Here is a 16,710-nt window from a genome sequence, read left to right on the forward strand (position 1 = left end):
CTAAGGAGCCGGCAGCACCACGAGGTCGAGGTAGTCGGCCAGGCACGCCACCATGTCCACCGCGTCGCGCTCGAGCAGCCACTGCAGCTGCACCCCGTCCCAGAGCGCGATGATCGACGCCGCCACCCGCTCCGGATCGGACCCCTCGCGGAGGCGCCCGGCGGCCTGGAGCTCGCGCAGCTCGGCCGTGTACTCGCTGCGGAGCCGGCGGAACCGCGCGGCGAAGAAGTCGCGCCCCGGGTGCTCCTGCGTCGTCGACTCGCCGCAGAGCACGGCGTACAGCTCGATCACTCCGGGCGCCGTCTCGTTGTAGCGGGTCTGCCGCAGGACGCCGGCGACCAGCCCCTCCTCCGGGTCCGGCGGCGAGGAACCGTCGCCCGTGATCAGGTCGCGGTGCTCGAGGACCGCGAAGAGCAGGTCGGTCTTCGACGGGAAGTAGTGCAGGAGGCTCGTCTGGCTGAGCCCGACGCGGTCGGCGACCTCCTGGAGGGAGCCGCGGGCGTAGCCCCGCGCGGCGAAGACCTGGTGGGCGGCCTCGATGATGGCGCGGCGGCGCTCGGCCGACTTCGCGTACGGGCCGCGTCGCCTCGTCGCCTCCGCCATCGACCCCTCCTCCGCACCGGAGGCGCCCCGCCGTGCCCCTCGAACGGCCAGCGTAGCGGCGGCGGAGGAGCAGTGCCGCCAATTTCGAGTACCTACTCGAATTCGTGGTAGCGTCCCGATCATCGCCGGGTGAGACTCCCCGGCTCTCCACCACGACGAAGTGAGGGAAGATGCATCCGTTCACCCGGAGACAGCTCATCGCCGCCGGTCTCGGCACCGCGGCACTCGGGAGCCTGACGGCCTGCGCGACACCGGGCACCGTCTCGGTCAACACGGCGCCGACGATCGCCCCGGCCACCAGCCCGGTCCGCCTGCAGTACTGGGGCTGGCTGAAGGACCTGCAGAAGGTCTGCGACGTCTGGAACGCCTCGCACCCCGAGATCCAGGTCGAGGCCGTCTGGATCCCCGGCGGCAACGCGGGCGGGTACCAGAAGCTCTACTCGGCCCTCGCCGCGGGCGGCGGGCCGGACCTCGGCCAGGTCGAGATCCGCTCCGTCCCCGAGTTCATGCTCGTCAACGGCCTGGTCGACCTCACCCGGTACGGCGTCGAGCAGTACCGCGACCTGTACGACCCCACGCTCTGGGGCCAGGTCAGCTACACGGGCGGCGTCTACGGCATCCCGCAGGACAGCGGCCCGATGGCGCTCTTCTACCAGCCCGAGGTGTTCGGGAAGGTGGGTGCGGAGCCGCCGACGACCTGGGACGACTGGGCAGCGGTGGCGACGGAGCTGCGCGGAGCCGGCTCCTACATCGACTGCTTCCCCCTCGCCGACGCCTCGGTCTTCGCCGCGTTCGCGACGCAGGCCGGCGCGCAGTGGCTGCGCCCGGAGGAGGACGGCTGGGTCATCGACATGACCGACGACGCCACGACGCGCGTCGCCTCCTTCTTCGACACGGCCATCGACCAGGACCTGGTGCAGACCGGCTACGGCGCCTACTCCCCCGCGTGGTTCGCGGCCGCGGCGAAGGGCGGCATCGCCTCCTGCGCCACCGGCAGCTGGGGCGACGCCCTGATCGAGGGGGTCAGCGGAGGCGCGGGCAAGTGGCGCGCTGCTCCCATGCCCGTCTGGGGCGACACCGGCTTCGGCTCGAGCTTCCTCGGCGGATCGACCGCGGCGGTGTTCTCGAGCAGCAAGCACCCGGAGGAGGCGATCGAGTTCGCCGTCTGGATGACCACCACGCAGGAGGGCATCGACGCGATGATCGCCAACAGCGGCATCGGCTGGTCTCCCGCGGTCGGCGAGATCGGCACGGCCCGCAAGGGTCCGAGCGACTTCTTCAGCGGGCAGAACTACAACGAGGACATCCTCGTGCCCGCATCGAAGGAGCAGAACCCGGACTGGTCCTGGTGGCCCGTCACGCAGCAGTCCTTCAACATCCTCAGCGACGGCTTCCGGAAGAAGGCGTCCGGGCTCTCGCTCGTGGACGCGGTCGCCGAGGCGGAGCAGCAGATCATCACGGTCTTCGAGAACAAGGGCCTGAGCATCAGGAGGGCCTCCGCATGACCACCACGACCTCCCCCGCCGCCGCCGCGGTCGCGGCCACCACGCGGACGCCGGGCGCGCCCCGGCGCAGTCGCGCGGTCGCCCGCGCCCCGTGGATCCTCCTCGGACCCTTCCTGGCCCTGTTCGTCCTCACGTTCATCGTCCCGATCGTCGTCGCCGTCGGCTCCAGCTTCACGAAGGTGACGCGCTCCGGCCTCTTCGGCGAGGCCGGGGTCACCAGCGGGTTCGCGGGCTTCGACAACTACGCGCAGGCCCTCGCCGACGGCAACTTCATCGCCTCCATCGGGCGGATGTTCCTCTTCGGCATCGTCCAGGTGCCGGTGATGATCGCCCTCTGCACCGTCCTCGCGCTGATGCTCGAGTCGGCGTCGGCGAAGTTCCCCGGCTTCTTCCGGGCGGCCTACTTCCTCCCCTACGGAGTGCCCGGAGTGATCGCGACGATCCTGTGGTCGTTCCTCTACGTGCCCGGCCTCAGCCCGCTCATCGACGCGGCGAACGTGGTCGGGCTCCAGCCCGACTTCCTCGGTGCGGACACGGTGCTCTGGTCGATCGCGAACATCTCGCTCTGGAGCTACACCGGCTACAACATGCTGATCATCGTCGCCCAGCTCAAGGCGATCCCGGTCGAGCTCTACGAGGCGGCGAAGGTCGACGGCGCCTCCACCTGGCGCGTCGCCCGCAGCATCCAGCTGCCGCTCATCCGCCCCGCGCTGGTGCTGACGACGATCTTCTCGATCATCGGAACGCTCCAGCTGTTCGCCGAGGCGCAGGTGCTGAAGACGGTCGCTCCGGCGATCGACAGCCAGTACACGCCGAACCTCAGCGCGTACACCACGGCCTTCGCCTACAACGACTACAACGTCGCCGCCGCCCAGGCCGTCCTGATCGCGCTGGTCGCGTTCCTGCTCTCCTTCACGTTCCTCTCGATCTCGAACAGGAGGTCGTCATGAGCCGCACCGAGACCCCGCCGACCACGACCACCGGAGTCGTCACCGCCGACCGCCCCGTGAAGGCTGGACGCGGGCCCGACCGCTCGGCCGGCCGCAACCGCGCCTCGACCATCATCGTCACCGCGATCCTCGTCGTCGTGGCGGTCTACTTCCTCATCCCCGTCTACTGGGTCGTCGTCGCGGCGACCAAGACGACCGAGGACCTCTTCGCCACCTACGGCTTCTGGTTCGCCCCGACGTTCGCGCTCTGGGACAACCTGACGCAGGTGCTGACCTACGGCGACGGCATCTTCGTCCGCTGGTTCCTCAACTCGGTCCTCTACGCCGGAGTGGGCGCCCTGCTCGCGACCTACCTCGCCGCGGCGGGCGGCTACGCGCTGGCCAAGTACGAGTTCCGCGGCAGCAGGCTGGTGTTCGGGACGATCCTCGCGGGCGTCCTGGTGCCGGGCACCGCGACCGCTCTGCCGCTGTTCCTGCTCTTCAGCCAGATGGGCATCGCGAACACCTACTGGAGCGTGCTGATCCCCTCGCTCGTCTCGCCGTTCGGGCTGCTCCTCTGCCGGATCTACGCTCAGGCGACCGTGGACACCGCGATCATCGAGGCGGCGCGCATCGACGGCGCCGGGGAGCTGCGGATCTTCCACACGCTCGGGCTGCGCATCCTGACTCCCGCGCTGGTCACCGTGTTCCTCTTCCAGCTGGTCGGGATCTGGAACAACTACTTCCTGCCCCTGGTGATGCTCTCGGACACGAACCTGTTCCCGATCACACTGGGACTGAACAACTGGCTCGGACAGGTCGACCGCCTGCCCGAGTTCTACGAGCTGACGACCGGCGGCGTCCTGCTGTCGATCATCCCGCTCGCCATCGCCATGATCGTGCTGCAGCGCTTCTGGCGCGGCGGCCTGACGGAAGGCTCCGTGAAGTGACGACTCCCCCGACGACCTCCCACTACCTGACGGACACCGGACCGGGCTCCGGCCGCCGCCGGGCCCCCCGCTCGTGGCTGCACACCGACGCCCCGGCGCTCCCGCTGGACGGGGAGTGGCGCTTCCGCCTGCTCCCCGCCGCTCCGGGGACCCCGGGCGGCGCCGGCGTGCTGCCGGAGGGCGAGGGCGTGGACGCCGTCGGGGACGAGTCGTTCGACGACTCCGGCTGGGACCTGATGCCGGTGCCCTCGCACTGGGTGCTGCAGGGCGACGGGCGCTACGGACTGCCGGCCTACACGAACGTGCAGTTCCCGTTCCCGACCGAGCCGCCGTTCGTTCCGGACGCGAACCCGACGGGCGACTACCGCCGCACCGTCGTGGTCCCGGAGGAGTGGGACTCCGCCGAGGCGGTCGTCCTGCGCTTCGACGGGGTCGAGTCGCGCTACCGCGTCTGGGTCAACGGCGTCGAGATCGGCATCGGGTCCGGCAGCCGGCTCGCGCAGGAGTTCGACGTCACCGGCGTCGTCCGCCCGGGCGAGAACCTCGTCGTGGTCCGCGTGCACCAGTGGTCGGCCTCGAGCTACGTGGAGGACCAGGACCAGTGGTGGCTGCCGGGGATCTTCCGCTCGGTGCACCTGCTCGCGCGCCCCGTCGGCGGGATCGAGGACGTGTGGCTGCGCTCCTCCTTCGCCGGCGGCGCGGGCCGGATCGAGGCGGAGGTGACCGCCGCGGCCGACGCGTTCCCGCTGACGCTGCGCGTGCCCGGGCTCGGGATCGAGACGGTCTGGGCCTCGGCGGAGGAGATCGCCGCGATCGAGGTCCCCGAGGTCGAGCCGTGGTCGGCGGAGGCTCCGCGCCTCTACGACGCGACGCTCACCTCCGCCGGCGAGACGGTCTCGCTGCGGCTCGGCTTCCGCACGGTCGAGATCCGCGGCGACCGCTTCCTGGTCAACGGCGAGCGCGTCGTCTTCCATGGAGTCAACCGCCACGAGACGCACCCCGACCGCGGTCGAGCGTTCGACGAGGACTCCGCCCGCGAGGACCTCGCGATGATGAAGCGCTTCAACGTGAACGCCATCCGCACCAGCCACTACCCGCCGCATCCCCGTCTGCTCGATCTCGCCGACGAGCTCGGCTTCTGGGTGGTCCTCGAGTGCGATCTCGAGACCCACGGCTTCGAGCGGGTCGGCTGGGCGGGCAACCCCAGCGACGACCCCGCCTGGCGAGAGGCCTACCTCGACCGCATCGAGAGGACCGTCGAGCGCGACAAGAACCACCCGAGCATCGTGCTCTGGTCCCTCGGCAACGAGGCGGGCACCGGCGCGAACCTGGCCGCGATGTCCGCCTGGGTGCACGGCCGCGACCCCGAGCGCCCCGTCCACTACGAGGGCGACTACACCGGCGCGTACACCGACGTGTACTCGCGGATGTACTCCTCGATCCCCGAGACCGAGCGGATCGGCACCGACGGCTCACTCACTCCGCTGCTCGGCTGCTCCCCCGGCGAGTCCGCTCGGCAGCGATCCAAGCCCTTCCTGCTCTGCGAGTACGTGCACGCGATGGGCAACGGCCCGGGAGCGATCGACCAGTACGAGGACCTCGTCGACCGCTTCCCGCGGCTGCACGGCGGCTTCGTCTGGGAGTGGCGCGACCACGGCCTGCGGGCGCGCACGCCGGAGGGCGTCGAGTACTACGCGTACGGCGGCGACTTCGGCGAGGTGGTGCACGACGGCAACTTCGTGATGGACGGCATGGTGCTCTCCGACGGCACGCCCAGCCCGGGCCTGTTCGAGTGGAAGCAGATCGTCGCCCCGGTGCGCCTCACGGTCCGCGGCGACGGCGTCGTCATCGAGAACCGCCGGCACGACGCCTCCACCGCCGATCTGCGCTTCGCGTGGCGGGTCGAGCGGGACGGGCGGGTCACCGCGGAGGGAGTGCTCGACGCCCCGGTCATCGCGGCCGGCGACGCCGTGCACGTGGAGCTCCCCCCGCTCGAGGTGCGCCCCGGCGGCGAGACCTGGCTCACCGTCGACGCGGTCCTCGACGCCCCGACCGCGTGGGCGGAGGAGGGCCACGTGCTCTCCACCGGTCAGCACCTCCTCGCCGTGCCGTCGGCGGTGCCCGCGTGGACCCGCGCCGTCCGCGCCGCTCCGCCCCTCGAGGGCGGCGCGCTCGGAGTCGCGCGGTTCCGCGACGGCCGGCTCGCCTCCCTCGCCGGCCTGCCCGTCGACGGACCGCGCGCCGAGCTCTGGCGCGCCCCGACCGACAACGACGAGGGCGCGGGCTTCCCCGGCTACGTCACCGGCGACCCGTACGACGGCGACGGCCGCGGGACCCCTGCCCCGTCCTCCGCCGCCCGCTGGCGCGAGGCCGGACTCGACCGCCTGGTCGGCCGCGTGCAGGAGGTGGACGCCTCCGCCGGGCTCCGCCGCGTGACCCGCTTCTCGGCCGCGGACCTCGATGCGGGACTCCTGATGGAGGAGCGCTGGAGCGTCGACGGGGAGAGCACGGTCCTCCGCGTCGACCTCGTGCCGACCCGGGGCTGGGACGCCGTCTGGCCGCGGCTGGGCATCCGGATCGACCTGCCCGCGTCGATCGACGGCGCGGAGTGGTTCGGCACCGGCCCGCTCGAGTCCTACCCCGACAGCCTCCGGGCCGCGCGAGTGGGGCGCTTCAGGGCGGAGATGGACCGGCTGACGACTCCGTACGCCCGCCCGCAGGAGAGCGGTCACCGCAGCAGCGTGCGCGAGCTGACGCTGACGGAGGCGGGCTCGCCCCGGCTCCGCATCGAAGCCGCGCGCGACCTGCACGGGCGCCTCCCCGGCTTCACCCTGGCGAGGCACACGCCGCAGGAGATCACGGCCGCCGCGCACCCGCACGAGCTGCCGGAGTCGGAGCGCGCGGTCCTCGTGATCGACGCCGCCCAGCACGGCCTGGGCTCCCGCGCGTGCGGTCCGGACGTGTGGCCCGACTTCCAGCTGCGGCCGGAGGCGCGGACGATCCTCCTCCGCTTCACCGCGGCCGGCTGAGCGCCGGGAGAGGACGAGGGAAGGCCCGCGGGATCGCGTCCCGCGGGCCTTCCCTCGTCCTCCGGACGCGTCAGTCGCTCTGCGTGCGCGGCAGCGGTCCGCCGATGAAGAGGTCCGTGTTCATGCGCCGGCGGCGCATCACGACCAGGACGGCCGCGCAGGCGACGAGCGACGCGGCGACCGCGCCGCCGCCGATCATCAGCGCGGTGGTCGGCGTGATGCCGGCCGGTCCCGCCGAGGCGGCCGTGCTGAGGAAGGCGGTGCGCGCGGCGCTGATCGCGGTGCCGCAGACCTGCTGCGCCTCCCACGGTGCGGCCGTGGTGTCGCTGTCACGGTAGGAGACGGTCACGGCTGCCGTGCGGTGCGACTCGCGACCGAAGGCGACGACGCAGTAGACGGAGGGGTCGGGGTCGGCGATGACCGCGTCGCCCAGCGCCAGCTCGGCCCAGCCGATGGAGTCGGACTGCACGGCGACGTCGCCGGCGGCCAGGTCGGCGCGGGCCCCGGAGGTCTCGAAGGCGCCCACGGCGACCTCCTCGTCGGCGTCGAAGCCCCAGACGGCGCCGCGGGGCGCCTCGGTGCTGCCGTCGCCGAGCTCGCGCGGCTCGAGCAGGAGGCCGTTGCCGGTGGAGGGCGCGAGCCGGAAGACGACCTTGGCGGCGGAGCCCTGGTCGCCCGTGAGGTCGACCGTGAAGGCGCCCGACTTGGTGATCAGCGCGGTCGGCACGGTCGCGGTGCCGCTCCCCGCCTCGAGGGTCAGCGGGGTCTTGGTGCCGTTCGGGTCGCGGAGGACCGCCGAGACGGCCTCGCCGCTCGCGAAGCCGGTGTACGAGAAGCCGACGCCGTAGAACCGGGCGAGCTCGACGGTGAGCGCCTCCGGCTGCACGGCGAGCTCGCGGGTGAGGAAGACGTCCGCGGTCGCGGCACCGGCCGCCGGCTTCGCGCCCTCGGTCGAGGTGCCGAGCTCGGTGCGTCCGGGGGCCGACGCCGCCGGAGTGACGGCGCCCGCACCGGAGGAGCCGGCGGTGCCGGACGTGGTGGTGCCGGAGGTGGTGCCGCCGCCGGAGGTGCCGCCGGACGTCCCTCCGCCGGTGGATCCGCCGCCGGCGCCGGAGCCGGAGCCGCCGGAGGACGATCCGCCGCCGGTGGAGGGCTGACCGCCGCCGGAGCCGCCCTGCTGGCCGCCGCCGGTCGAGCCGCCGCCGGTCGATCCACCGCCGGTGGATCCGCCGCCGGTAGAGGGCTGGCTCGGCTGCTGGGGCGCGGGGTCGACCGGTGCCGGATCGACCGGCGCGGGGTCCACGGGCGCGGGGTCGACGGGAGCGGGCTGCTCGGGTTCTGCCGGCTCCTCGGGCACTCCGGGAACGGACGGCTCCTCGGGGACGCCGGGAACGGGGTCGGAGCCGCCGTCGCCCGGCTGCTCGGGATCCTCCGGCACGCCGGGGATGGTCGTCGCGGCCGGCTGCTCGACCGTGGTCGAGACCGTCGAGGCGGAGGGTGCCGCGACGGCCGCTCCGGGGAGGGCCAGGCCGAGCACGAGCGCCGCGAGAGCGGCGGCGGGCAGGGCGAGTCGGCGGGATGACGGCATGGCGGTTCCTTCCTCCACGGGCGACGATCTGCGTCCGCGCACGGAGGAGCGCACTCCCCCCTCACGAGGGTAAGGGCGAGAGGCGAGCTATCGCGAGCCGTCCCGTCCCCCGTCAGAGGGACGTCGCGGTCGTGCTTCCGTCCGGACGGCCCGGTCGAAGCTCACCCGCGATCGAGGAGGGCCCGCCGGAGCCGCACGGGATCGACCCGCCAGAAGGTGTGCACGCGCCCGTCGATCAGCACCACCGGGATCTCCTCGACGAAGCGCTCGTGCAGCTCGGGATCGTCGAGGATCGACACCTCCGAGACGGCGACCGACGCCTCGCCGCCCAGATCGGCGACCACCTGCTCGACCACGGTCCGCGCGTCGTCGCAGAGATGACAGCCCGGCTTGCCCACGAGCGTCAGCTCCACGTCCACCATGCGGTCAGTGTACGGCGGCCCCGGCGACGGGCACCGAGACGGCGAGCGCCGCCGGGATGATCCGTGAACGCAGACGAGCGCCCGACCCCGGAAGGGCGGACGCTCGAGTGGGAAGAGGCGCGAGCCTACTTCTTGTTGCGACGCTGGTGGCGAGTCTTGCGAAGCAGCTTGCGGTGCTTCTTCTTCGCCATACGCTTGCGACGCTTCTTGATGACAGAACCCACGAAGACCTCACAACGTTCAGGGGGTCGACCGCCCGACGGGCGGCCGCTTACGAAAAACTGGCTCCCGCGAGCTTACACGACCCGGAGCTCCACCGGTTCCGGCTCCCCGGCGCCCCTCACTTGCGGATGCGCAGCGCCTCGGCGACCTTCGTCGCTCCCTCGCTGACGCCCCGCTGGATGTCCTGCACCACGGTGCTGACCTGGTGGGTGCGCTCGGCGAGCGCCCGGCCCAGCGACTCCGCCCGGGCCGCGGTCGGGGCGTCGAGCAGGGCGCCGGCCGCCTCGTCCTCGGCGAGGAAGGGCAGCAACCAGTCCTCGACCTCCGCCAGCGGCGCGTACTCGAGCGCGTAGAAGCGGTGCTGTCCACTCTCGCGCACCGTGACGAGGCCGGTCTCGCGCAGCACCTTGAGGTGCTTGGAGACGGTCGGCTGGCTCAGCTCGAGGCGCGCCACGATCCGCGACACGCTCATGCCCTCGGCCGAGCCGTCCCGCCGCTGCTCGAGCAGCAGGGCGAGGATGTCCCGGCGGGTCCCGTCCGCGATCACCCCGAAGATGTCAGCCATGCGCCCAGGCTAGTCAGCGCCCCGGGGGCCCGGCACCGAGCGGGTAGCATGGCCGCGATCGAGTGGAGGATCCGCCGTGGTGGTTCGGCAGCAGTTCCGCAGCCCCGTGGGCGTCTCGCCCGTCTCCCCCTGGTCGGGGTTCGAGCGGGCCCGCGACCTCATCGACGACTTCGCCGGACGCTCGCCGTCCCGCTTCGCGATCCTCATCTTCTCGGCGCTCGTGCTCGTCTTCACCCTGCTGTTCTCGCTGCCGGTGTCGAGCACCACGGGCACCGTCACTCCGCTGCACGACGCCTTCTTCACCGCGATGTCGGTGATCTGCGTGACCGGCCTCGCGACGGTCGACATGGCGACGCACTGGTCGGCGTTCGGCCACTCGATCATCTTCGTCGGCGTGAACATCGGCGCTCTGGGAGTGCTGACGCTCGCCTCGATCATGGGCCTGGCGATCTCGCGCCGCCTCGGGCTCCGGGCGAAGCTCATGGTCGCCAGCGACTCGAACCCTCTGCGGATCCACTCCGGCCCCGTCGCCGAGGGCCAGGCCGTGCGCCTGGGCGAGATCGGCGGACTGCTCGCCACCGTCGCGATCAGCGCCGCCGCGATCGAGATCATCGTCGCGCTGCTGCTGTTCCCGCGGATGCTGATCGACGGGATCCCGATCGGCGAGGCCGTCTGGCACTCCTTCTACTACTCCGCGATGGCGTTCACGAACACCGGCTTCGCCCCGAACGCCGCGGGACTCACCCCCTTCGAGGACGACTACTGGTTCCTCGGCATCCTGATGCTCGGCGTCTTCCTCGGCTCGATCGGCTTCCCCGTCATCTACGCCTTCTCCCGCGGCTGGCGGCGCCCGCGCAAGTGGTCGGTGCACGTGAAGCTGACGCTGGTCACCTCCGTGATCCTGCTCGTCGCCGGGGCCGTCCTCTACATCGTGCTCGAGTTCGACAATCCGAGGACCTTCGGCAGCCTCGATGCGGGAGACACCGTCTTCCAGTCCTTCTTCCTCTCGACGATGACGCGGTCGGGCGGCTTCTCGACGATCTCGATCCCCGACCTCAACGGCTCGAGCCTGCTCGTGACCGACATGCTGATGTTCATCGGCGGAGGATCGGCCTCCACGGCCGGCGGCATCAAGGTCACGACCCTCGCGATCCTGTTCCTGGCCGCCTTCGCCGAGGCCCGCGGCAACAACGACATGGAGGCGTTCGGCCGCCGGATCCCGAACGACGTCCTGCGCCTGGCCGTCTCGGTCGTGCTGTGGGGCGCGACGACGGTCGCCGTGTCGAGCGTCCTGATCCTGCACATCACCAAGGCCTCGCTCGACCACGTGCTCTTCGACGTGATCTCGGCCTTCGCGACCTCCGGGCTCTCGACGGGGCTCACCGCGGAGCTGCCGCCGTCCGGGGTCTACATCCTCGCGCTGACGATGTTCATGGGCCGCGTTGGTACCGTGACTCTCGCCGCCGCGCTCGCCGCGAGCCAGCGGAGGCAGCTGTTCAGACGACCGGAAGAGAGGCCCATCGTTGGTTGACCGCATCAGGTACGACGCCCCGGTGCTGGTGATCGGCCTCGGGCGCTTCGGAGCCGCCACGGCCGGTCAGCTCGACCGCCTCGACCGCGAGGTCCTCGCCATCGACGCCGACGCCGGTCTCGTGCAGAAGTGGTCGGAGCGGGTCACCCACGCGGTGCAGGCCGACGCCCGCTCGCTCGACGCCCTCGCGCAGATCGGCGCGCAGGACTTCCAGGTCGCCGTCGTCGCGGTCGGCTCCTCCATCGAGGCGTCCGTGCTGATCACCGCGAACCTCGTCGACCTCAAGATCCCGCAGATCTGGGCGAAGGCGATCTCCCGCTCGCACGGCAAGATCCTCGAGCGGATCGGCGCGAACCACGTGATCTACCCCGAGGCGGAGGCGGGCGAGCGCGTCGCGCACCTGGTCTCGGGCCGCATGCTCGACTTCATCGAGTTCGACGACGACTTCGTGCTCGCGAAGATGTACCCGCCCAAGCCGATCCGGGGGCTGACGCTCACGGAGTCGGGCGTGCGCCGCAAGCACCGCGTGACCGTCGTCGGCGTCAAGAGCCCGGGCAAGCCCTTCACCTACGCGACCGAGCAGACCGTCGTCTCGAACCACGACCTCATCGTGGTCAGCGGCACCCCCAGCGACATCGAGCGCTTCGCGGCCCTCGGCTCCTGACCCGCGCCCCCTCCCTCCTCCTCCTCTGCGGGATGCCGCTCCGGTACGCCCGCTCCGGGGTGTCGCGTACCCGAGCGGCATCTCGCGGAGAGGAGGGCGGAGTCAGGAGGCGGCGAGCTCGCGGGCGCGGGCCAGCGCGGCGTCGGTCGCCCGCGTGAAGAGGGCGGCGAGGTCGGCCTCCTGCAGGACCGCGACGGCCCGCTCGGTGGTGCCCTTCGGGCTCGTGACCCGCCGGCGCAGCTCCGCGGGCTCCTCGCCGGAGTCCGCGAGCAGCTCGGCGGCGCCGCGGAACGTGCTGACCACCATCGTCGACGCCTGCTCCGGAGTGAAGCCCTTCGCGACAGCGGCCGCGATGAGCTCCTCGATCAGCAGGAACACGTAGGCGGGCCCCGAGCCGGAGATCGTCGAGAGCGCGTCGAGCTGCGACTCCGGCACCTCGACCACCTCGCCGACCGTCTCGAACAGGCGGCGCACGAGCGCCAGGTCCTCGTCGCCGGACCGCGTGCCCGCGCTGAGGCCGGTGACGGCGCGGCCCACGACCGCGGGAGTGTTCGGCATCGAGCGGAGCACGGCGACGGACGCGGGCAGGTGCTGCTCGAACGTGGCCGCGGTCACGCCGGCGGCGACGGAGACGACGACCGCGCCCGGGGCGAGCGCGTCGGCGATCTCGTCGAGCAGGTCCGTCACCATGTGCGGCTTGACGGCCACGAGCACGATCGCCGCGCCCTCGATCGCGCGCCGGTTGGCCTCCGGGTCGTCCGCGGTGGCGAAGGCGGTGACCACCGGGTGGCCGTCCCACGCGGCGGCCTTCGCGGAGTCGCGGTTGGTCACCCGCACGCCCCCCTCGACGCGCACGCCGGGAGCCAGCAGGCCCTGGAGGATCGCACCCCCCATCGAGCCGAGGCCGAGGACGGCGATGGACGGGAGCAGGACGGGCGCATCGGTCACGCCGCTCATCCTACGAAGAGCCCGCGGCAAGGGGGTCCAGGGGCGGTCCGGCGCCTCGTAGGATGGCCCGACCATCCAGCGGCGAGCCCGAGGAGACCACGTGAGCGCATCCGGAGGCGGCACCGCGATCATCGCGGCGCTCGCGGCCAACCTCGGCATCGCCCTGACGAAGTTCGTCGCCTGGTTCTTCTCCGGATCCGCCTCCATGCTCGCCGAGGGCGTGCACTCACTCGCCGACTCCGGCAATCAGCTGCTCCTGCTGCTCGGCGGCCGCAAGTCGCGGAAGGCCGCCGACGAGGAGCACCCGTTCGGCTACGGACGGGAGCGCTACGTCTACGCCTTCGTGGTGTCGATCATCCTGTTCTCCGTCGGCGGCGTCTTCTCGCTCTACGAGGGCATCGAGAAGATCGCCGAGCCGCACGAGCTCGAGAACGCCTGGCTGCCGATCCTGGTCCTCGTGATCTCGATCTGCCTCGAGGGCTACTCGCTGCGCACCGGAGTGAAGGAGTCGAACCGGGTCCGCGGCTCGCAGTCCTGGTTCCAGTTCATCCGCCGGGCGAAGGCGCCGGAGCTGCCGGTCGTGCTCCTCGAGGACGTCGCCGCGCTCACCGGCCTGACGTTCGCGCTGCTCGGAGTCGGGCTGACCGTGATCACCGGCGACTCGGTCTACGACGCGATCGGAACGATCATGATCGGCACCCTGCTGATCGTGGTGGCGATCGTGCTGGGCGTCGAGACGAAGAGCCTGCTCGTCGGCGAGGGGGCGACTCCCGCCGACGCCGCCTCGATCCGCGCCGCGCTCGAGGCCGGGCGCGACGTCGAGCGCGTCATCCACATGCGCACGCTCTACCTCGGACCGGACGAGATCCTCGTGGCCGCGAAGCTCGCCTTCCCGGCCGCCGAGACCCTCGAGCACGTGGCCGCCGGGATCGACGCCGCGGAGAAGCGGATCCGCGAGGCCGTCCCGGCCGCCACCACGATCTACCTCGAGCCCGACGTCGACCGCGGACGCGCGGGATCGGTGGCGGCCCGTCCGGCCGTGACCGAGGCGGAAGGGACGGCCGCCGCGGCCGCTCCGGCCGCCGCCGCTCCGCCCGCCGCCTCCCCGCCGGCCGCGCCGCACGGGAGCGCCTGAGATGCGCCGGGCCCTGGCGATCGTCAACGAGCGCGGTGCCGGGCTCGGCGCGCTCGAGCCGATGCTGACCGAGCGGGGGTTCGCCGTCGACGCCGTCTCAGGGACGGACCTCGACGCGATCGACATCCTCGCCCCCGACCTCGTCGTCACGCTCGGCTCCAGCGCCGGCGTCTACGAGACCTCGCGGCACCCCTTCATCAGCCCCGAGATCGCGCTCCTGCAGGACCGGATGCACCACCGCCGTCCCACGCTCGGCGTCTGCTTCGGAGCGCAGCTGATCGCGGCCGCCCTGGGCGAGTCCGTCCATCCCGGATCGGCCCGCGAGGTCGGCTTCCGCCCGGTCGTGCTCACGGAGGAGGGCGCCGGCTCCCCGCTCCGGCACCTCGCCGGCGTCGACGTGATGCAGTGGCACGGCGACACCTTCGCGCTGCCGAGCGGAGCGGCGCTGCTGGCGTCGTCGACGACCGGCGAGGTGCAGGCGTTCGCCGTGGAGGACTGGCTCCTCGGCGTGCAGTTCCACCCCGAGCTGACCGGCACGATGGCCGCGCAGTGGCTCGAGGGCGACGGGGAGTGGGCAGGAGCGGCGGGCTACGACGCCGCCGTGCTGGCCGACGACGTCGCGGCGGAGCGCTTCGAGCGGATGCACGCGGCGACGCGGCTCGCGCTGACGGAGTGGCTGGGCGCTCCGAGCTGAGGGGTTCGGCGGCGCTCGGCGTCAGCGGCGGTCGGCGAAGAAGTCGAGCAGGAGCCGCGAGCTCTCCGCGGCGCGGACCCCGGGGTACACCTCGACCACGTGGTTGTGCCGGCGGTCGCGGAGGAGGTCGTGCACGGATCCGGAGGCGCCCGCCTTCTCGTCCCACGCGCCGAAGACGACGCGGTCGATCCGCGCCGCCAGGATCGCTCCGGCGCAGAGCACGCACGGCTCGAGCGTGACCACCAGCGTGCAGCCCTCGAGATGCCAGTCGCCGCGGGCCTCGGCCGCCGCGCGGATCGCGACCACCTCGGCGTGCGCCGTCGGATCCCGCCGCAGCTCGCGCTCGTTGCGCCCGAGCCCGAGCACCGCACCCTCCGAGTCGAGGACCACCGCGCCCACGGGGACGTCGCCCCAGCCCGCGGCCCGCCGCGCCTCGTCGAGCGCCAGGCCCATCCACTCCTCGGAGCGGCGGGGGACGCGGAGATCGCTGTCGCGCATCGCTCCCCCTCCTGCGGCGGCCCGCTGCGGCCGGTGGGGCGCCGCTCCGGCCAGTAGATTGAGCTTATGCGCGTCCACGTAGCCGACCACCCGCTGATCACCCACAAGCTCACCGTGCTGCGTGACAAGCGCACCCCCTCCCCCACCTTCCGGCAGCTCGCCGAGGAGCTGATGACTCTCCTCGCCTACGAGGCCACCCGCGGCGTCCGCACCCGCACCGTCACCATCGAGACCCCCGTGACGCAGACCACCGGCCTCGCGCTCAGCGACCCGCAGCCGCTGGTCGTCCCGATCCTCCGGGCCGGCCTCGGGATGCTCGAGGGCATGGTCAAGCTCATCCCGACCGCCGAGGTCGGATTCCTGGGCATGGCACGCAACGAGGAGACGCTCGAGCCGACCACGTACGCGGAGCGCCTGCCCGACGACCTGTCGAACCGCCAGTGCTTCGTCCTCGACCCGATGCTCGCGACCGGCGGCTCGCTCGTCGCGGCCATCCAGTTCCTCTTCGACCGGGGAGCGGTCGACGTCACCGCCGTCTGCCTGCTCGCCGCCCCCGAGGGCCTGGCCGCCGTCGAGAAGGCCTTCGGCGACCGCGACGTGACCATCGTCCTCGGCTCCCTCGACGAGAGGCTCAACGAGCTCGGCTACATCGTCCCCGGCCTCGGCGACGCGGGCGACCGCCTCTACGGCCTCGCGGGCTGAGCCGGCCGGCTCCCGGACGAGCGGGCCTCGCGTCGCGCCCCGGAACAGGGAGCCCCGCTGAGCCGTGCCGGTCGGTCGGCGCAGCGAGGGTCTCGACACCCCCTCAGCGAGACCGTCCGGCACCGCCCGTCCTGCTGATCGAGCAGCCCGCGCAGCGGCCGCATCGCGATCCCCCGTCACGACTAACGCCTCCTCCCGAGCACCGGAACCACCCCCGACGCGCCGTCCATCCCACGGAAGTGTTGACGCACCGCACCGGCCTCCGCTTTACTGACGGACATGACTGACACCCTGCACGCCCTGACCTCCCTCGAGGCCATCGGGAATGCCGGCATGATGATGGCCGGTGGCCCCGTCATGTGCTGTCGAATGTGTGCATGAGGAACTGACCTCGCCGGATCCCCGCACCGCCTCCGCCCGCTGATCGTCACGATCGGCTGAGCGTCCGAGGCGCGGACGATCCCCTGGATGCCCCGCATCCGTCTCTGCCGCCACCGCGTACCGCGGGCCGGCTCGATCGCGCACACCCGGATCCGCTCCCTCGGACACTCGTCCCGGATCCGACCAGCCAAGGACTCGTCATGACCCTCCTCCACACCCGCACCGTGCCCGCCGCCACCCCCACCGAGGCGTACGTCTCGGCGTCGGGGGCGAGCTGCGCCGTGACGCGCTTGAGCTCCTCGACCAGGCGGCCGAGGTCGACTCCGGCGGCGCGGGCCTTGGCC

The 16,710-nt window shown here is 72.3% G+C and carries 16 protein-coding genes; 9 read left to right on the top strand and 7 right to left on the bottom strand.

Annotation, left to right across the window (positions count from 1 at the left end; translation table 11 throughout):
* The gene (locus tag C5C10_RS12395; protein ID WP_258060563.1) at positions 1 to 603 is read right to left on the bottom strand and encodes a TetR/AcrR family transcriptional regulator; all 603 of its coding nucleotides are present in this window, start codon (positions 601 to 603) and stop codon (positions 1 to 3) included.
* A 170-nt stretch (positions 604 to 773) separates the two neighbouring features.
* On the opposite strand from C5C10_RS12395, the gene C5C10_RS12400 reads away from it, so the two are divergent.
* Genes C5C10_RS12400 through C5C10_RS12415 form a run of 4 tightly spaced genes read left to right on the top strand, consistent with a single transcriptional unit; the run spans position 774 to position 7,016 of the window.
* Positions 774 to 2,108: an ABC transporter substrate-binding protein gene (locus C5C10_RS12400; protein WP_104329359.1), complete on the top strand. Its 1,335-nt coding sequence runs from the start codon at positions 774 to 776 to the stop codon at positions 2,106 to 2,108.
* The gene (locus C5C10_RS12405; protein ID WP_104225918.1) at positions 2,105 to 3,058 is read left to right on the top strand and encodes a carbohydrate ABC transporter permease; all 954 of its coding nucleotides are present in this window, start codon (positions 2,105 to 2,107) and stop codon (positions 3,056 to 3,058) included. Before C5C10_RS12400 ends, C5C10_RS12405 begins: the two co-directional genes overlap by 4 nt.
* Entirely contained in the window at positions 3,055 to 3,987 is a 933-nt protein-coding gene (locus C5C10_RS12410) for a carbohydrate ABC transporter permease (RefSeq protein ID WP_104329360.1), read from the top strand. The genes C5C10_RS12405 and C5C10_RS12410 overlap by 4 nt, the downstream gene beginning before the upstream one ends.
* On the top strand, positions 3,984 to 7,016 hold the full coding sequence (locus C5C10_RS12415; protein WP_219813262.1) for a glycoside hydrolase family 2 TIM barrel-domain containing protein: 3,033 nt from the start codon (positions 3,984 to 3,986) through the stop codon (positions 7,014 to 7,016). Before C5C10_RS12410 ends, C5C10_RS12415 begins: the two co-directional genes overlap by 4 nt.
* A gap of 70 nt (positions 7,017 to 7,086) precedes the next feature.
* Here the strand turns inward: C5C10_RS12415 and C5C10_RS12420 are convergent, their stop codons facing one another.
* The 4 genes from C5C10_RS12420 to C5C10_RS12435 all read right to left on the bottom strand — a co-directional run bounded on the left by C5C10_RS12420 (position 7,087) and on the right by C5C10_RS12435 (position 9,813).
* On the bottom strand, positions 7,087 to 8,604 hold the full coding sequence (locus C5C10_RS12420; RefSeq protein ID WP_104329361.1) for a hypothetical protein: 1,518 nt from the start codon (positions 8,602 to 8,604) through the stop codon (positions 7,087 to 7,089).
* A 161-nt stretch (positions 8,605 to 8,765) separates the two neighbouring features.
* On the bottom strand, positions 8,766 to 9,026 hold the full coding sequence (locus C5C10_RS12425) for a glutaredoxin family protein (RefSeq protein ID WP_104329362.1): 261 nt from the start codon (positions 9,024 to 9,026) through the stop codon (positions 8,766 to 8,768).
* A 125-nt stretch (positions 9,027 to 9,151) separates the two neighbouring features.
* Positions 9,152 to 9,250: a 30S ribosomal protein bS22 gene (locus tag C5C10_RS12430; RefSeq protein WP_003792170.1), complete on the bottom strand. Its 99-nt coding sequence runs from the start codon at positions 9,248 to 9,250 to the stop codon at positions 9,152 to 9,154.
* Positions 9,251 to 9,366: 116 nt separating this feature from the next.
* Positions 9,367 to 9,813, bottom strand: a complete 447-nt coding sequence (locus C5C10_RS12435; RefSeq protein ID WP_104224854.1) for a helix-turn-helix transcriptional regulator — start codon at positions 9,811 to 9,813, stop codon at positions 9,367 to 9,369.
* 160 nt (positions 9,814 to 9,973) lie between these two features.
* Here C5C10_RS12435 and C5C10_RS12440 point away from each other — a divergent pair, with 160 nt between their 5' ends.
* Positions 9,974 to 11,344, top strand: a complete 1,371-nt coding sequence (locus tag C5C10_RS12440) for a TrkH family potassium uptake protein (protein ID WP_258060566.1) — start codon at positions 9,974 to 9,976, stop codon at positions 11,342 to 11,344.
* The gene (locus tag C5C10_RS12445) at positions 11,337 to 12,008 is read left to right on the top strand and encodes a TrkA family potassium uptake protein (protein ID WP_068255410.1); all 672 of its coding nucleotides are present in this window, start codon (positions 11,337 to 11,339) and stop codon (positions 12,006 to 12,008) included. The genes C5C10_RS12440 and C5C10_RS12445 overlap by 8 nt, the downstream gene beginning before the upstream one ends.
* A 102-nt stretch (positions 12,009 to 12,110) precedes the next feature.
* Here the strand turns inward: C5C10_RS12445 and proC are convergent, their stop codons facing one another.
* Positions 12,111 to 12,902, bottom strand: coding sequence for a pyrroline-5-carboxylate reductase (proC, locus tag C5C10_RS12450; RefSeq protein ID WP_374953350.1), 792 nt, complete (start codon positions 12,900 to 12,902; stop codon positions 12,111 to 12,113).
* A gap of 154 nt (positions 12,903 to 13,056) precedes the next feature.
* On the opposite strand from proC, the gene C5C10_RS12455 reads away from it, so the two are divergent.
* Positions 13,057 to 14,091: a cation diffusion facilitator family transporter gene (locus C5C10_RS12455; protein WP_104329364.1), complete on the top strand. Its 1,035-nt coding sequence runs from the start codon at positions 13,057 to 13,059 to the stop codon at positions 14,089 to 14,091.
* 1 nt (position 14,092) lies between these two features.
* Positions 14,093 to 14,785, top strand: coding sequence for a gamma-glutamyl-gamma-aminobutyrate hydrolase family protein (locus C5C10_RS12460; protein WP_104329365.1), 693 nt, complete (start codon positions 14,093 to 14,095; stop codon positions 14,783 to 14,785).
* Between the two features lie 21 nt (positions 14,786 to 14,806).
* On the opposite strand, the gene C5C10_RS12465 is transcribed toward C5C10_RS12460, so the two are convergent.
* Positions 14,807 to 15,283 (bottom strand): nucleoside deaminase, encoded by a 477-nt coding sequence (locus C5C10_RS12465; protein WP_104254860.1) that lies wholly within the window; start codon positions 15,281 to 15,283, stop codon positions 14,807 to 14,809.
* 66 nt (positions 15,284 to 15,349) lie between these two features.
* On the opposite strand from C5C10_RS12465, the gene upp reads away from it, so the two are divergent.
* Complete coding sequence (gene upp, locus C5C10_RS12470) at positions 15,350 to 15,985, top strand: uracil phosphoribosyltransferase (protein ID WP_104239094.1); 636 nt, start codon at positions 15,350 to 15,352, stop codon at positions 15,983 to 15,985.
* The last annotated feature ends 725 nt before the right edge of the window (positions 15,986 to 16,710 follow it).

The sequence above is a fragment of the Rathayibacter sp. AY1A3 genome, assembly GCF_002930975.1.
GTDB lineage: Bacteria > Actinomycetota > Actinomycetes > Actinomycetales > Microbacteriaceae > Rathayibacter.

Coding starts and splice junctions, on each gene's coding strand:
- C5C10_RS12435 (WP_104224854.1), bottom strand. CDS start 9,813: ATGGCTGACATCTTCGGGGTGATCGCGGACGGGACCCGCCGGGACATC.
- C5C10_RS12405 (WP_104225918.1), top strand. CDS start 2,105: ATGACCACCACGACCTCCCCCGCCGCCGCCGCGGTCGCGGCCACCACG.
- C5C10_RS12460 (WP_104329365.1), top strand. CDS start 14,093: ATGCGCCGGGCCCTGGCGATCGTCAACGAGCGCGGTGCCGGGCTCGGC.
- C5C10_RS12465 (WP_104254860.1), bottom strand. CDS start 15,283: ATGCGCGACAGCGATCTCCGCGTCCCCCGCCGCTCCGAGGAGTGGATG.
- C5C10_RS12410 (WP_104329360.1), top strand. CDS start 3,055: ATGAGCCGCACCGAGACCCCGCCGACCACGACCACCGGAGTCGTCACC.
- proC (WP_374953350.1), bottom strand. CDS start 12,902: ATGGGGGGTGCGATCCTCCAGGGCCTGCTGGCTCCCGGCGTGCGCGTC.
- upp (WP_104239094.1), top strand. CDS start 15,350: ATGCGCGTCCACGTAGCCGACCACCCGCTGATCACCCACAAGCTCACC.
- C5C10_RS12400 (WP_104329359.1), top strand. CDS start 774: ATGCATCCGTTCACCCGGAGACAGCTCATCGCCGCCGGTCTCGGCACC.
- C5C10_RS12420 (WP_104329361.1), bottom strand. CDS start 8,604: ATGCCGTCATCCCGCCGACTCGCCCTGCCCGCCGCCGCTCTCGCGGCG.
- C5C10_RS12425 (WP_104329362.1), bottom strand. CDS start 9,026: ATGGTGGACGTGGAGCTGACGCTCGTGGGCAAGCCGGGCTGTCATCTC.
- C5C10_RS12395 (WP_258060563.1), bottom strand. CDS start 603: ATGGCGGAGGCGACGAGGCGACGCGGCCCGTACGCGAAGTCGGCCGAG.